Origin of the sequence: Kitasatospora sp. NPDC096077 (assembly GCF_040303245.1) — a bacterium.
GTDB lineage: Bacteria > Actinomycetota > Actinomycetes > Streptomycetales > Streptomycetaceae > Kitasatospora.
This window is the reverse complement of record NZ_JBEOSV010000003.1, coordinates 255,639-270,152: the sequence shown is the minus strand read 5'-3', so window position 1 is coordinate 270,152 and position 14,514 is coordinate 255,639. Positions and strand designations below refer to the sequence as shown.

The following is a 14,514-nucleotide window of genomic DNA, read 5'->3' as shown; positions in this document are numbered from 1 at the left end:
GCCTCCGATGAACGCGGTCCTCATCGCCCTCCTGGTGCTGCCACTGCTCGGCGCCGCGCTCACCCTGGCGCCGGTGTTCGGACCGGACCGGGCCGTCGCCGACCGGCGGGCGCTGCGGCTGAACTCCGTGGTCACCGGCGCGGTGCTGCTGCTCGCGGTCGCCCTCGCGGTCGGCTTCGACCACGACGCGCCGGCCCGGATGCAGGCCACCACCGACGTCGAGTGGATCCCGGCCCTGCACGTGCGCTTCCACCTCGGCGTGGACGGCGTCTCGCTGCCGCTGGTCGTGCTGACCGCACTGCTCACCTTCCTCTGCGCGCTGTACTCGGAGAAGCGGCTGCCGGACGGGGGGAACGCCCCCTCGGCGCAGGCCTTCGTCGGGCTGTTCCTGCTGCTCGAAGTCGGCATGCTGGCCACCTTCGCGGTGCTGGACCTGCTGCTCTTCTTCCTGGCCTTCGAGATCGTGCTGATCCCGATGTACTTCCTGATCGCCCGCTGGGGGAGCGGGGCGAAGACCCCGGCCGCCAACCGGTTCATCCTCTACACGCTGCTCGGCTCGGCCGTGATGCTGCTCGGCTTCCTGCTGATCGGCAGCAAGGCCGGCACCTTCGACATGCAGGCACTGGCCGCCGGGCACGGCCACGGCCTGAGCCACACCACCCAGGTGACCGCCGCGCTGGCGATCATGGTCGGGCTCGCGGTCAAGGCCCCCGCCTGGCCGCTGCACAGCTGGCTCCCCGACGCCCACACCGCCGCCCCGACGGTGGGCTCGGTGCTGCTGGCCGGCGTGCTGCTGAAGATGGGCACCTACGGACTGGTCCGGGTCCTCCTCCCGATCGTGCCGGACGGCACCGCGACGCTCGCCCCCTACCTGGGCGCCTTCGCCGCCGTCGGCATCGTCTACGGCTCGCTGGCCTGTCTGGCGCTGGCCCGCCCCGGGGCCAAGGGCGACCTCAAGCGCCTGATCGCGTACTCCTCCGTCGGCCACATGGGCTTCGTGCTGCTCGGCATCGCCTCCCTCACCCCGGTGGGCGTGAACGGGGCGCTGTTCGCCAACATCGCCCACGGTCTGATCACCGGTCTGCTGTTCTTCCTGGTCGGAGCCGTCAAGGACCGCTACGGCACGGCGGACCTCGACACCCTCGCCGGAGCGACCGGCGCCGCGCTGTACGGCCGGGCACCCCGGATCGGCGCGCTGCTCGCCTTCGCCGCCGTGGCCAGCCTCGGCCTGCCCGGGCTGGCCGGCTTCTGGGGCGAGCTGCTCGCCATGTTCGGCGCCTTCGACCCGGCCGCCGGGCTCTCCCGCCCCGCCTTCGTCACCTACATGGTCCTGGCCGGCCTCGGCACCCTCCTCACCGCCGGCTACCTGCTGATCGTGGTCAAGCGCGTCTGCATGGGCGATCCCGAGCAGCCCGCACCGGTGGCCGAGGTGGCCGACCTGCGCCCGTACGAGGCCGTCAGCTGGACGCCGCTGGCGGCGCTCACGCTGCTGGCCGGGCTCTGGCCCGCCCTCCTGCTCGGGCTCTCCGACCCCGCCGTCAAGCACCTCCTCGGGGGTGGCTGACCGTGCTCGCAGCCCACACCGCCGCACTCGGACCTCACTCCACGGGGCAGCACACTGTGACCTCCCTCGCCGTAGCCAACCCGGGCAGCCTGATCCAGTCCGTGGACTGGGTGGCGATCGCGCCCCCGCTGATCGCCGCCGTGGCCGCCCTCGCCGTGCTGGTCACCGACCTGTTCCTGCCCGAGCGGCACAAGAAGTGGCTCGGCCGCCTCACCGCGGCCGGACTCGCCCTCGCCCTCATCGCGCTCCTTCCCCTCACCGGCGGCTCACCCCGAGCGACCTTCTGCCTCCGGAACGTAACAGGGGGCACCGACAATCCGGCGGCCGGCGGCTGCTCGTACGTCGCCGACCACTTCGCCCTGGTGTTCCAGCTGCTCGCGCTCGGCGGTGCGCTGATCGCGGCCCTGCTGTCGATGCACACCGTCGAGGACGAGAAGCTCCCGCGCGGCGAGTACTGGTTCCTGCTGCTCTCCAGCGCCACCGGCGCCGCCCTGCTGCCCGCCTCCCGCGACCTCGCCACCATGGTGATCGCCCTGGAGGTCGCCTCGCTGCCCGCCTTCGCCCTGGTCGCGCTGCGCCGGGACGGGCGGGGCGCGGAGGCCGCGCTCAAGTTCTTCGTCTCCTCGGTCACCGCGACCGCCGTGATGCTGCTCGGCGTCGGCTTCGTCTACGCGGCCAGCGGCAGCCTGCACCTCGGCGCCGTCGCCGAGGGCCTGGAGCACGCGCCCGGACAGCTCAAGCCGCTGGCCGAGGCGGGCGCGGTGCTGACCCTGGTCGGCTTCGCCTTCAAGGTCGCCGCCGTCCCGTTCCACTTCTGGGTGCCCGACACCTACACCGGTGCCCCGCTGCCGGTGGCCGGTTACCTCTCCGTGGTCGGCAAGGCGGCCGGCCTGTCCGGTCTCGCCCTGGCCACCACCATCGCGTTCCGCCCGTACGCCCACACCTGGGGCCTGGTGCTCGCGGTGCTGGCCGCCGTCACCATGACGGTCGGCAACGTCGGCGCGCTGCGGCAGCGCTTCGACACCCGGTACAGCGCGGTGCGGCTGCTGGCCTGGTCCTCGGTCGGCCAGGCCGGGTACCTGCTGGTGCCGCTCGCCGCGGCCGGTTACGCGCCCACCGGCGCCGACCCGCTCGGCGCGACCGCCGCCTACGCGCTGATCTACGGCGTGGTGAACCTCGGCGCCTTCGGGGTGGTCGCCGCGGTCGGGCGCCGGGCCGGGACCAGGGTGGACGACTTCCGCGGCCTGTTCGCCCGCAACCGCTGGACGGCGCTCGCGCTGGCCTTCTTCCTGCTCTGCCTGGCCGGGCTGCCGCCGGGCGTGATCGGCCTGTTCGGCAAGGTCGTGGTGTTCCGCGCGGCCGTGGACGCCGGGCTGGGGTGGCTGGCCGTGGTGATGGCCGTCAACGTGGTCGTCGCCCTGTACTACTACCTGCTGTGGACGACCCGGCTGTTCGCCCCGGCGGAGGGCGTCGCGGAGGGTGCCGTGGAGCCGGACGGGCGACGGCTGCCGCTCGGCCTGACCGCCACGCTGGGGCTCACCGCCTCGGCGGCCGTGGTGCTCTCGGTCGCCCCGCAGCTGGTCCTCCAAGTGGCCGGCGGCTCGCTGTTCTGAGCGGCGCCCGGGGCACGGGCCGGGCCGCCGACCGGGTGTCGCGTCGGTCACAAGGGAACAAGGTCCCGGGCCCCGCCCGTTGAACGGGCAAGAGGGACGAGGCAGAAAGGGCTTCCCCACCGCACCACTGGAGGGCCTGACGTGCACAGCCGGCACAACGGACTGAGGACCGCCGTCCTGCTCGGTGGCCTCTCGGCGCTGATCCTGGTGATCGGCAGTTTCTTCGGCCGGACCGGCTTCGTGATCGCTCTGCTGGTGGCCCTCGGGACCAACGCGTACGCCTACTGGAACAGCGACCGGATCGCGCTGCGGGCCATGCGGGCCCGGCCGGTCAGCGAGTTCGAGGCGCCCGGGCTGTACCGGATCGTGCGCGAGCTCTCCACCTCGGCCCGGCAGCCGATGCCCCGCCTCTACATCTCCCCGACCCCGGCCCCGAACGCCTTCGCCACCGGCCGAAACCCGCGCAACGCGGCGGTCTGCTGCACCGAGGGGATCCTGCAGATCCTGGACGAACGCGAGCTGCGGGGCGTGCTCGGGCACGAGCTGAGCCACGTCTACAACCGGGACATCCTGATCTCCTCGGTCGCCGGGGCGCTGGCCTCGGTGGTGATGTTCCTGGTGAACTTCGCCTGGCTGGTCCCGTTCGGCCGGGACGAGGACGACGACGGCCCCGGGCTGTTCGGGATGCTCGCCATCATGATCCTCGGGCCGATCGCGGCCGGGCTGATCCAGATGGCGGTCAGCCGTTCCCGCGAGTACCAGGCCGACGCCGACGGCGCCCGGATCACCGGTGACCCGCTCGCCCTCGCCAGCGCCCTGCGCAAGCTCGACGCCGGTACCCGCCAGCTGCCGCTCCCGCCGGAGCCCCAGCTGCAGACGGCGAGCCACATGATGATCGCCAGCCCCTTCCGCCCGGGCGAGACGGGTGCCCGGCTGTTCTCCACCCACCCGCCGATGGCGGAGCGGATCGCCCGCCTGGAGCGGATGGCCGGCCACCGGCGGTAGCGGCCACCAGCGGTAGCGGCCGTCGGTGGTAGCGGCCACCGGCGGTGTCGTCCGTCGGCCGGGTCGGGGGCGCGGTCAGGCCGTGCTCCGGTCGTGGGCCGTCCTCAATCGGTGGATGCCCTCGACGACGGCGGCGGGGCTGTCGGCGGCGGCGTAGCTGAGCCGGAGGTGCGGGGCCGGCGGTTCGGCGGCGTGGTACGGGCGGCCGGGGGTGACCTGCACGCCGGCCCGCAGGGCGGCGGCGGCGAGGGCGGTGTCGTCGGTGCCGTCCGGGAAGCGCAGCCACAGGTGGTAGCCGCCCGGCCGGTGGGTGTCGAGCACGCCGGGCAGTTCGCGGTGCAGGGCGGCCACCGCGGCGGTGCGGCGGTCGCGCAGTTCGGCGCCGAGGGTGCGCAGGTGGCGGGCCCAGCCGGGGTCGGAGACCAGCTCCAGGGTGGCCTCCTGGAGCGGCCGGGGCACGAAGAAGCTGTCCACCACCTGGGTGGCCCGCAGCCGGGCGAGCGCCGGGCCGCGGGCGGTGAGGGCGCCGACCCGCAGGTTGGGGGAGGCGGCCTTGGTGAGCGAGCGCAGGTGCACCACCACCCCGTCCCGGTCGTCGGCGGCGAGCGGGCGCGGCAGCGCCGGGGCGTCCGCGTGGACCAGCAGCCGGGCGAAGTCGTCCTCGACCACGAAGGCGCCGGCCGCCCGGGCGATCCGCAGCACCTCCTCCCGCCGGGCGGGCGAGAGCACCGCGCCGGTGGGGTTCTGGAACAGCGGCTGGCAGACGAAAACCCGGGCCCGGGTGGCCGCGAAGGCGTCGGCCAGCAGGTCGGTGCGGACGCCGTCGGCGTCGATCGGGACGGGCACCGGCCGCAGTCCGGCCGCCCGGACGACCGCGAGGATGCCGGAGTACGTCGGCGACTCGACCAGCACCGGTGAGCCGGGCGCGGCCAGCGAGCGCATCGCGACGGTGAGCCCGCCCTGCCCGCCGGAGGTGATCAGGACGTCCCCGGCGCTGATCGGCCCGGCGTGGCCGCCGATGTCGCGGGCGAACCAGCCGCGCAGTTCGGTGAGGCCGTCGGTGGGCGGGCGGTCCCAGGCGCCGGGGCGGCGGCCGGCCCGGGCGAGGGCGGCGGAGAGCAGCCGTTCGGGCAGCAGGGAGGCGTGCGGGTAGCCGCTGTTGAGGTCGATGACGTCCGGCGGGGGCACCCGGAGGGTGGCGAACACCGGGGCGGCCAGCAGGTCGCGCGGGCCGGAGTCGGCGCTGAGCGCGACCTCCTGCCAGGAGAGGTCGCCGGGGCGGGTGGCCGGTGCGGCGGGGCGGTCCGGGGCCGCGGCGAAGGCGGCCGCCCGGAACACCCCGGCGCCGGGCCGGGAGACCACCAGCCCCTCGGCGACCAGGACGGCGATGGCGCGGGAGACCGTCACCGGGCTGACCTGGTGGCGTTCCATCAGCGCCCGGCTGGAGGGGAGCTTCCGTCCCTCCGGGTAGCGCTCGACCTCGCGTCGCAGGCTGTCGGCGAGTTCTGCCACACTGCTACGCTCGTTCATGAAGGCACAAGATAGCGCTATCCGTCCGGTGGCGATAGCACCGCAGCACGACGGCCCCGCCACTGGTACCGCCCTCGCCGCCCTCGGGGTGGCCTCCTTCTCGCTCAGCTTCCCGGCCACCGCGTGGTCGCTGACCGGCTTCGGCCCGTGGAGCTCGGCCGGGCTGCGCGGCGTCCTGGCCGGGGTGCTGGCCGGGCTCTACCTGATGGCCTCCGACGCCCCGCTGCCGAAGCGCCGGGACTGGCCCGGCCTGCTGGTGGTCTCGGCCGGCTGCGTGGTGGGCTTCCCGCTGCTCACCACGCTCGCCCTGCGGACCTCCTCGACCGCCCACTCGGCGGTGGTGATCGGCCTCCTGCCGCTGGCCACGGCGGTGGTCTCGGCGCTGCGCACCGGCCGTCGGCCGTCCCGGGCGTTCTGGGCGGCGGCAGTGGCCGGGGCGGTGGCGGTGCTGGTCTTCACCCTGCTGCAGAGCCACGGTCGGCCGACCCTCGCGGACCTCTTCCTCTTCGTCGGCCTGCTGGTCTGCGCGTTCGGGTACGCGGAGGGCGGGCGGTTGTCCCGGGAGATCCCGGGCGCCCGGGTGATCGCCTGGGGGGTGGTGGCCGCGCTGCCCGTGATGGCGCTGACCGCCGGGTACGGGCTGGCCGTCGAGCCGGTGCACCCCGGCCCGAAGGCGCTGATCGGGCTGGCGTACATCGCGGTGGTCTCCCAGCTCGGCGGGTTCGTGCCCTGGTACCGGGGGATGGCGGCGATCGGCGTGCCGAGGGCCAGTCAGCTGCAGCTGGCGCAGCCGCTGCTGACGCTGGTCTGGTCGGTGCTGCTGCTGGGGGAGGACCTGCCGGTGGCCGCGCCGGTGACGGCGGGGGTGGTGCTGGTCTGCATCGCCGTCACCCAGCGGAGCCGCGGCTAGGGCCTGCCCGGCGGGATGTCCGGCGTCGCGCGCCCGGCGGGATCCGCCGGGCTGGCCCTGGGGTCCGGTGGTCCCGCCGGGCTCCCGGCGGCCCCACGGGCCACGTCGTGCGTCCCCGAACCCTCGGGTTGGGCCGTCCGGGGCGGTCCCCGCTCGTTAGGATGACCCCGCGCCCCGCGTCGGTCCTGGGCGCGGCACCCGGAGGGAGTGGGCCGTCATGGCAGACGAGAGGCACGCCCCGGCGTCCGAGGACGCGCCGGCCCGACGGCGCGGTCAGGGCGAGCTGGAGGCGCAGGTGCTGGAGGTGCTCCAGCGGGCGCCCGGCCCGGCCAGCGCGGGGTGGGTCCAGGAACGCCTGGAGGGCGATCTGGCGTACACCACGGTGATGACCATCCTGTCCCGGCTGCACGCCAAGAACGCCGTCTCCCGGAGCCGCTCCGGCCGCTCGTACCTGTGGCTGGCCTCCGCCGACGCCGCCGGGCTGGCCGCGCTGCGGATGCGCCGGATGCTCGACGGCGAGGCGGACCGGGACGCCGTGCTCGCCAGCTTCGTCAGTGCGCTGCTGCCGCACGACGAGGAACTGCTGCGGGCGCTGCTGGACGCCGCGTCCGCGGATCCGGCAGCGGCCGACCGTGAGAGCTGACCCGTGGGCTTCTTCGTCTTCCTCCCGCTCATCCTGCCGCTGACCGCGGTGCCGATCGCCCGGCTGACCGAGCAGCACCTCCATCCGCGCGGTGCGGCCCGGCTGATGACCGTGATCAGCGCCGTGATGGCGGTGTGCAGCGTGCTCTGCCTCGGACTGATCGGCGTGGTGGGCACCGCTCAGATCCCCGGCAACCCGCTGCCGGACAGCTGGTCCGACCCGGTGGTGCGGCACGCGCTGCCGTACCACGAGACGGTCGGCACGGCCGCGATGTGGCTGCTGGTGCTGGTCGGCTTCGCCTGCTGCCGGACGGTCGTGCGGCACCTGCGGATCCGCGCCCGGGCCCGGCGGGCGCTGGCCGGGCTGCCGGCGGGGCCGGCCGAGGCCGGCGACCTCGCGGTGCTGCCGGACGCCAGCCCGTACGCCTACGCGCTGCCCGGCTCGCCCGGTCGGGTGGTGGTCTCCACCGGGATGCTGGCCGGGCTGGCCGAGGACGAGCGCGAGGCGCTGCTGGCGCACGAGCGGGCGCACCTGCGGTACCGGCACCACCGCTACCTGCTGACCACCCAGCTCGCCGCCTGCGTCAACCCCTTCCTGCGGCCACTGCAGGACGCGGTGGCGTTCAGCGCGGAGCGCTGGGCGGACGAGGAGTCGGCCCAGGCGGTGGGCGACCGGCGGATCACGGCCCGGGCGGTGGCCCGGGCCGCGCTGGTCTCGCACGCCGCCCCGGCGCCCGGCTTCGCGGCCTTCGCCGCCCCGGCCGCCGCCCAGCCCGGCCCGGTGCCGCGCCGGGTGGCCGCGCTGCTCGGCCCGGTGCCGACGGCCCGCAACTGGCCGCCGGCCAAGACCCCGGCGGGTCTGGCGGCGATGGTCGCGGCGGTCGGCACGGCGGCCTCGGCGCTGTGCGCGCTGAACGCGGCGGTGGCCCTGCTGGTGGTGCTGAAGGCCGTCACCCCCTGGTAGCGGGCTCAGAACCGGACGATCATCTTGCCGGTGTTGGCGCCGCGCAGCATGCCCAGGAAGGCGTCCACCACGTGGTCGAAGCCGTCCACCACGGTCTCGTCCGGGACGAGCGCGCCGGAGCGCAGGTGCGGGACCAGGAAGTCGTAGAGCTCGGGGCGGGCGTCCAGGTGGTCGCGGACCAGGAAGCCCTCCAGCCGCAGGCTCCTGCCGACCACCTCGTAGAGGTTGCGCGGTGCGGCCGGCGGGTCCTGGGGGCGGTCGTACTGGGCGACGGCGCCGCACCAGGCGATCCGGCCGTGGTCGCGCAGCGCGCTGATCGCGCCCTCCAGGTGGTCGCCGCCGACGTTGTCGAGGTAGACGTGCAGCCCGTCCGGCGCGGCCTCGCGCAGCCGGTCGGCGATCGGGCCGTCGTGGTAGTCGAAGGCGGCGTCGAAGCCGAGCCGCCCGGTGAGGTGGGCGGCCTTGGCGGCGGAGCCGGTGCTGCCGATGATCCGTCCGGCGCCGAGCAGTCGGGCGATCCGGCCGGCCGCGGTGCCGACGCCGCCGGCCGCGGCCGAGACGAACAGGGTCTCGCCGGGCTGGAGCCGGGCGATCCTGGTCAGTGCGACCCAGGCGGACAGCCCGGTGCCGCCGAGCACCGACAGGTGGGCGCTGAGCGGGACGCCGGCGAAGTCGGGCAGCGGCTGGGCGAGCTCGGCGGTGACCACCGAGTGGGTGCGCCAGGCCTGCCGGTGGAAGACCAGGGTGCCGACCGGCAGGGCGTCGGCCCGGGACTCCACCACCCGGCCCAGGGTGCGGCCCTCCAGCGGGGCGTGCAGCGCCCAGCCGCCTTCGTCCATCTCCTCGCGCATGTACGGGTCGACGGACTGGTAGAGGTTCTCGACCAGTGCCTGGCCGGCGGCGAGCACCGGGAGGGACACGTCGACGAAGGCGAAGTTCTCGGCCCTCGGTGCGCCGGTGGGGCGGGAGACCAGGTGGACGGCGCGGGCGGTGGGGCGGGACATCGGCGGTGCTCCGTACGGGCGGGTGCGGTCGGGGACGTGCCCACCGTAGGAAGCGGGGCAGCGGCCGGGCAGGGGTCGGCGGCGATGGAACGGGGGCTTCCATGAGCGGGGTCGATGGATGCCGGTAGGTTCGCCGGCATGACCGATCTCGCCCCGCACGAGCTGCGCGTCCTGGTCGCCGTGGACGAGGAGCGGAGCTTCACGGCGGCCGCCGTGCGCCTGGACACCACCCAGTCCGCCGTCTCGCACGCCGTGCGTGCCTGCGAACGGAAGCTCGGCGTGGTGCTCTTCGAACGCGGGCGCCATGGCGCCCGCCCCACCGAGGCCGGCGCGCGGGCGGTCGGGTACGCCCGGCGGATCCTGCGGCTGCTGGCCGTGATGGGCCCCGAGGTGCGGGGTGCGGGGGCCGCCGTGGCGGGCCCGGTGACCGGCACGCTGCGGATCGCCGCCTTCCGCAGCGCCGCCGCCCACCTGCTGCCGCCGGTACTGGCCGGGCTGGCCGCCGACCACCCCGGGCTCGCCCCGCACGTGCGGATCGTCCGGGAGCTCGGCCGGGGCACCGCCGGGGAGGTCGCCGACGGCCGGGCCGACCTCGGGCTGGCCACCCTGGACGCGGAGGGTCCGCCACCCGTCCCGGGCCTGGTCGCGGTCCGGCTGTACCGGGAGTCGTACGCGCTGGCGCACCCCCGGAACCACCCGGATCCCCGTCGGCTGCCGCTGGTGGACTGGGCGGAGAACTGCGACTCCCACACCCGGGACTGGTGGCGGCGGCAGGACTGGCTGCCGCCTGCGACCGTCGACGTGGAGGACGACACGGTGGCGCTGTCGCTGGTCGCCCAGGGCCTCGGGATGGCGGTGATGCCCCGGACGGCACTGCTCGGAGCCCCGCCCGGGCTGGCCGTGACCGACCTGGGCCCGCGCCCGCCCAGCCGCTTCGTCGGGTACGTCACCACGCCCGAGCTGGCCGGGACGCCCGCCGTCCGGGCGCTGATCCGCGGGCTGCGCGCGCTGCCGCTGCCGGCCGGTCTGGCGGCGGCTCAGTAGTCCCGGGCGCTCGCGTCGAGGCTCTCCCGGAGGGTGCGGAACTCGGCGGCCAGCGCGTCCAGGGTGTAGTGGGCGTTGAGGCCGCTCGGGTTGGGCAGGACCCACACCTCGGTGCCGCCGATGCCCTCCGGCTGGCGGCCGATGGCGGCCCGCCGCTGGCCGAAGGCCGTCCGGTAGGCGCCGATGCCGAGCACCGCGAGGACCCGCGGCCGCAGTCGCAGCACCCGTTCGCGCAGCGCCGCGCCGCCCGCGCGCAACTCCTCGGCGGTGAGTTCGTCCGCCTTGGCGGTGGTGCGCGGGGCGACGTTGGTGATGCCGAGGCCGAGGGCGGGCAGTTCGCCCTGCTCGTCCGGGCGGTACTGGCGGTCGGTGAAGCCGGAGCGGTGCAGGGCGGGCCAGAAGCGGTTGCCCGGTCGGGCGAAGTGGTGCCCGGTGGCCCCGGACCACAGGCCGGGGTTGATGCCGCAGAACAGCACCCGCAGCCCGGGCCCCGTGATGTCGGGGATGGTGGTGTCCTGGGCGGCGCGGAGCTGTTCGGGCGTCGGCTTCGGCGCGGGGGTCGCGCTCATGGAGTGGGATCGCACCGGGCCAAGTCTGCCGCGAGCGCCACCCGGTCGGTACGGCGGTTGCGCAGCCACCGCAGGCCGAGGACCACCACGGCCGCGTACGTCCAGCCGGCCAGGATGTCCACGATGAAGTGCTCGGCGCCGTAGACCAGGGTGAACGCCATCGCGAGCGGATAGGCGACCAGCACGGCGCGCAGCCAGGGCTTGGCGGTGGGCCAGAAGAAGAACAGCAGCATCGCGGGGTAGGCGGAGTGCAGCGAGGGCATCGCGGCGACGTCGTTGGCGAACTGGCTGCCGTTCTCCAGCAGCGAGTCGGCCTGCGGCAGGCCGACGGCGGAGATGGTCTCCCAGACCACCCGGTGCAGCCCGGGCATGTTGCCCTCCTGGCCGACCAGCCACGGCGGGTCGGCCGGGTAGAGCAGGTAGGTGGCGAAGCCGGCGAAGGTCAGCGTGAAGTAGCAGGCGAGCAGCTGCCGGAAGCGGTCGTGGGCGCGCCGCCAGAGCACGGCGAGCAGCACGAAGACCACGAGGAAGTGCGAGAGGTAGACGGCCGTCGCGAGGTAGTCGTACCAGTGCGGGGAGCCGGGGGTGTAGAGCGCGTGCTGGAGCCGGACCGTCCAGGTCTCGCCGAAGCCGAGCACCTCGTCGGCGCGCAGCTGGGGCAGCCAGTGCGGGGCCCAGGGGGTGTGGGCGCCGTAGCCGCGCAGCAGTGAGTAGGCCCAGACCACGGCCATCACCGGGATCCAGTCGCGCAGCACCAGCAGGAAGCCGCGTCGGCCGTGGCCGCTGTGGATCGCGGCGGTGAGCAGGGCGCCGATCAGCCAGAGGAACACCACGTCGTTGGCGAAGGCCATGCCCTGGGTGGCCAGGAACCAGACGAAGGCGGTCAGGTAGGCCGGCCAGGCCAGCAGGCGCAGTCTCGACAGGCCGGTTCGGCGGCCGCGGTCGGTCACGGGACGCAGTCGTCCGGCCCGCACCGCGGACGGTGGGGCCGGGCTCAGCAGCTTCGTCATGCTCACCGAAACTAGCAACGCAAACTTGAAGGACGCTGGGTGAACTATGACCGGCTCGTAAGAAAATCACACGGTTGGGTCAAATCTTGTCGGGACGAAGGTCCCGAATGCGACTTCAGGGGACGATCGGTCAGGCCACCGTACCGAGCTCGTGCGGGGTGTTGTTGAAACGCCGCCCGCCGTTCGAGGTGACCGTGACGATGTCCTCGATCCGCACCCCGAACCGGCCGGGCAGGTAGACCCCGGGCTCGATCGAGAAGCACATGCCCGGCACCAGCGGCCGCTCCTCGCCCTCGACCAGGTACGGCGGCTCGTGGGTGGTGATGCCGATGCCGTGGCCGGTGCGGTGGATGAAGTACTCGCCGTAGCCGCCCTCGGTGATCACCCGGCGGGCGATCCGGTCGATCTCCTGGCAGCTCACCCCGGGGCGGACCGCCTCGAAGGCGGTCTGCTGGGCGAGCCGGACCAGGTCGTGCACCGTCCGCACCTCGGCCGGGACGTCCGGGCCGACGTGCACGGTGCGGGTGGTGTCGGAGCCGTAGCCGTCCCTGAGGCCGCCGAAGTCCAGCACCACGGTGTCGCCGGTGCGGATGACCCGGTCCCCGGCCTCGTGGTGCGGGTTGGCGCCGTTGGGGCCGGAGCCGACCACCGTGAAGTCGACCTGGCTGTGCCCGTACTGGATGAGCAGCGCGCCGAGGTCGGCGGCCACGTCGGTCTCCCGGCGGCCGGCGAAGTCGACCTCCAGGATGCCCCGGTAGGCGGCGTCCGCGGCGCCGCCGGCCGCGGCCAGGCGCTCCAGCTCCTCGGCGTCCTTGACCGCGCGCAGCATCGGCAGGGTCTCGGTGAGCGAGGTGAAGGCGGTGCCGGGCAGTGCGGACTGGAGGCCGAGCAGGTGCATCGCCCAGGCGTTGTCGGAGATGCCGTACCGGCCGGCCGGCTCGAACAGCGGACCGGCGGTGGCGTACGGGTCCTCGCCGTCCGTCCAGTCGAGCAGGTCGACGGCGGGGGCGCCGACCGCCTTCTCGGCGTCCGGGCGCTCCAGCTTGGGGACGACCAGCGCGGGCCGGCGCCCGGCGGTCAGGACCAGGGCGGTGAGCCGCTCGGTGACGGCGGTGGGCTGGTAGCCGCACAGGTAGGTCAGGTCGGGGCCGGGGGCGATCACCAGGCCGGCCAGTCCGGCGGCGGTCGCCTCGGCGGTGGCCCGGGTCATCCGGGCGGTGTGGTCCTCGGTGGTGAACGGACGGGGCACGGTTCTTCCTCCTCGGGGTCCGTCGGCATGGCGTGCTCCAACTCCAGCACGTTCAGGGCCGGTTGGCGAAGTTCTGGAGGAACAGCGCCTCGACGTGCGCCATCCGCCGGATCTCCTCGGGGTCCACGCTCTCGTTCGGCGCGTGGATCAGGCAGCGCGGCTCCTCGACGCCCATCAGCACGAGCTCCGACTCCGGGAAGGTGGTCGCCAGCACGTTGCACAGCGGGATCGAGCCGCCCTGGCCGAGGAAGGAGAGCGGCTTGCCGTAGACCTCCTGCGCGGCCTTGTCGAGCGCGGCGTAGGCGGGCCCGCCGGTGTCGGCCCGGAACGGCGCGCCGGCGCTCTCCCGCTCCACCTCGACCCGGACGCCCCACGGCGCGGCGGCCTCCAGGTGGGCGACCAGCGCGTCCTGGGCGGTCCGGGCGTCGGTGCCGGGCGGCACCCGCAGGCTGACCCGGGCGCGGGCGGTGGCCGGGACGGCCGCGGCGGAGCCGACCACGGGCGGGCAGTCGATGCCGAGGACGGTGACGGCCGGGCGGGCCCAGAGCCGGTCGGCGACGGTGCCGGAGCCGGTCAGCCGGACGCCGTCCAGCACCCCGGCGTCGGCCCGGAACCGCGTCTCGTCGTACCCGACCCCGCTCCACGTCCCGTCGCAGTCCAGTCCGTCGATCCGGGTGCCGCCGTCGGCGTCGCGCAGCGAGTCCAGCATCCGGATCAGCGCGGCGAGGGCGTCCGGGGCGGGGCCGCCGAACATGCCGGAGTGCACCTCGCCCTTGAGCGCCTCGACCCCGACCACCAGGTAGACCACCCCGCGCAGCGAGGTGGTGGCGGTGGGGACGCCGACGGCGGCGTTGCCGGTGTCGCAGATCAGCAGGGCGTCGGCGTGCAACTCCCCGGCGTGCTGCGGCACGTACTGCTCCAGGCCGCCGGTGCCCTGTTCCTCGGAACCCTCGACCACCAGCTTGAGGCCGACCGGGACGGACTCGCCGAGCGCCCGCAGCGCGGTGAGGTGCATGACGATGTTGCCCTTGCAGTCGGCGGCGCCGCGCCCGTACCAGCGGCCGTCCCGCTCGGTGAGTTCGAACGGCGGGGAGGTCCAGGCCGCCTCGTCGAGCAGGGGTTGGACGTCGTAGTGGCTGTAGAGCAGCACGGTCGGGGCGCCGGGCGGCGGCGGGCGGTGGCCGACCACGGCGTGGCTGCCGTCCGGGGTCTCCTCCAGGTGGACGTCGCGCAGGCCGACCTCGGCGAAGGCGGCGGCGACCCACTCGGCGGCCTCCCTGCACTTCTCCGGCGGGTACTGACGGGGGTCGGCGACGGACGGGATGGCCACCAGCTCGGCCAGGTCGGCCTGCGCGCGGGGCATCAACTCATCGATCCGGCGGGCGAGTTCGTCGGTCATCTTCAACTCCT

Annotated in this window: 13 protein-coding genes; 7 read left to right on the top strand and 6 right to left on the bottom strand. The window is 74.8% G+C overall.

Annotation, left to right across the window (positions count from 1 at the left end; all coding sequences use genetic code 11):
- Positions 1-7 precede the first annotated feature (7 nt).
- The 3 genes from ABTZ03_RS04865 to htpX all read left to right on the top strand — a co-directional run bounded on the left by ABTZ03_RS04865 (position 8) and on the right by htpX (position 4,182).
- On the top strand, positions 8-1,564 hold the full coding sequence (locus ABTZ03_RS04865) for a complex I subunit 4 family protein (protein WP_350511407.1): 1,557 nt from the start codon (positions 8-10) through the stop codon (positions 1,562-1,564).
- Positions 1,565-1,620: 56 nt separating this feature from the next.
- A complete protein-coding gene (locus tag ABTZ03_RS04860) occupies positions 1,621-3,177 on the top strand; it encodes an NADH-quinone oxidoreductase subunit N (RefSeq protein ID WP_350511406.1) in 1,557 nt (518 codons plus the stop codon).
- Positions 3,178-3,318: 141 nt separating this feature from the next.
- Positions 3,319-4,182 carry a zinc metalloprotease HtpX gene (gene htpX / locus ABTZ03_RS04855; protein WP_350511405.1) on the top strand — a complete coding sequence of 288 codons (864 nt, stop codon included), beginning with the start codon at positions 3,319-3,321 and terminating at the stop codon, positions 4,180-4,182.
- A gap of 75 nt (positions 4,183-4,257) precedes the next feature.
- Here the strand turns inward: htpX and ABTZ03_RS04850 are convergent, their stop codons facing one another.
- Complete coding sequence (locus ABTZ03_RS04850) at positions 4,258-5,712, bottom strand: aminotransferase-like domain-containing protein (protein ID WP_350511404.1); 1,455 nt, start codon at positions 5,710-5,712, stop codon at positions 4,258-4,260.
- On the opposite strand from ABTZ03_RS04850, the gene ABTZ03_RS04845 reads away from it, so the two are divergent.
- The 3 genes from ABTZ03_RS04845 to ABTZ03_RS04835 all read left to right on the top strand — a co-directional run bounded on the left by ABTZ03_RS04845 (position 5,711) and on the right by ABTZ03_RS04835 (position 8,228).
- Positions 5,711-6,622 carry a DMT family transporter gene (locus tag ABTZ03_RS04845; protein ID WP_350511403.1) on the top strand — a complete coding sequence of 304 codons (912 nt, stop codon included), beginning with the start codon at positions 5,711-5,713 and terminating at the stop codon, positions 6,620-6,622. The two genes, ABTZ03_RS04850 and ABTZ03_RS04845, sit on opposite strands and share 2 nt — an antisense overlap.
- A 217-nt stretch (positions 6,623-6,839) precedes the next feature.
- Positions 6,840-7,265, top strand: a complete 426-nt coding sequence (locus ABTZ03_RS04840; RefSeq protein ID WP_350511402.1) for a BlaI/MecI/CopY family transcriptional regulator — start codon at positions 6,840-6,842, stop codon at positions 7,263-7,265.
- A gap of 3 nt (positions 7,266-7,268) precedes the next feature.
- Positions 7,269-8,228 carry a M56 family metallopeptidase gene (locus ABTZ03_RS04835; protein ID WP_350511401.1) on the top strand — a complete coding sequence of 320 codons (960 nt, stop codon included), beginning with the start codon at positions 7,269-7,271 and terminating at the stop codon, positions 8,226-8,228.
- Positions 8,229-8,233: 5 nt separating this feature from the next.
- Here the strand turns inward: ABTZ03_RS04835 and ABTZ03_RS04830 are convergent, their stop codons facing one another.
- On the bottom strand, positions 8,234-9,232 hold the full coding sequence (locus ABTZ03_RS04830; protein WP_350511400.1) for an NADP-dependent oxidoreductase: 999 nt from the start codon (positions 9,230-9,232) through the stop codon (positions 8,234-8,236).
- A 138-nt stretch (positions 9,233-9,370) separates the two neighbouring features.
- Between ABTZ03_RS04830 and ABTZ03_RS04825 the strand changes: the two genes are divergently transcribed.
- Entirely contained in the window at positions 9,371-10,276 is a 906-nt protein-coding gene (locus ABTZ03_RS04825) for a LysR family transcriptional regulator (protein WP_350511399.1), read from the top strand.
- On the opposite strand, the gene mug is transcribed toward ABTZ03_RS04825, so the two are convergent.
- The 4 genes from mug to ABTZ03_RS04805 form a co-directional block, all read right to left on the bottom strand.
- Positions 10,270-10,845, bottom strand: coding sequence for a G/U mismatch-specific DNA glycosylase (mug, locus tag ABTZ03_RS04820; RefSeq protein ID WP_350511398.1), 576 nt, complete (start codon positions 10,843-10,845; stop codon positions 10,270-10,272). The two genes, ABTZ03_RS04825 and mug, sit on opposite strands and share 7 nt — an antisense overlap.
- Positions 10,842-11,855: a phosphatase PAP2 family protein gene (locus tag ABTZ03_RS04815; protein WP_350511397.1), complete on the bottom strand. Its 1,014-nt coding sequence runs from the start codon at positions 11,853-11,855 to the stop codon at positions 10,842-10,844. Before ABTZ03_RS04815 ends, mug begins: the two co-directional genes overlap by 4 nt.
- 130 nt (positions 11,856-11,985) lie before the next feature.
- A complete protein-coding gene (locus ABTZ03_RS04810; RefSeq protein ID WP_350511515.1) occupies positions 11,986-13,065 on the bottom strand; it encodes an aminopeptidase P family protein in 1,080 nt (359 codons plus the stop codon).
- 91 nt (positions 13,066-13,156) lie between these two features.
- A complete protein-coding gene (locus tag ABTZ03_RS04805; RefSeq protein WP_350511396.1) occupies positions 13,157-14,503 on the bottom strand; it encodes a dipeptidase in 1,347 nt (448 codons plus the stop codon).
- Positions 14,504-14,514: the final 11 nt, after the last annotated feature.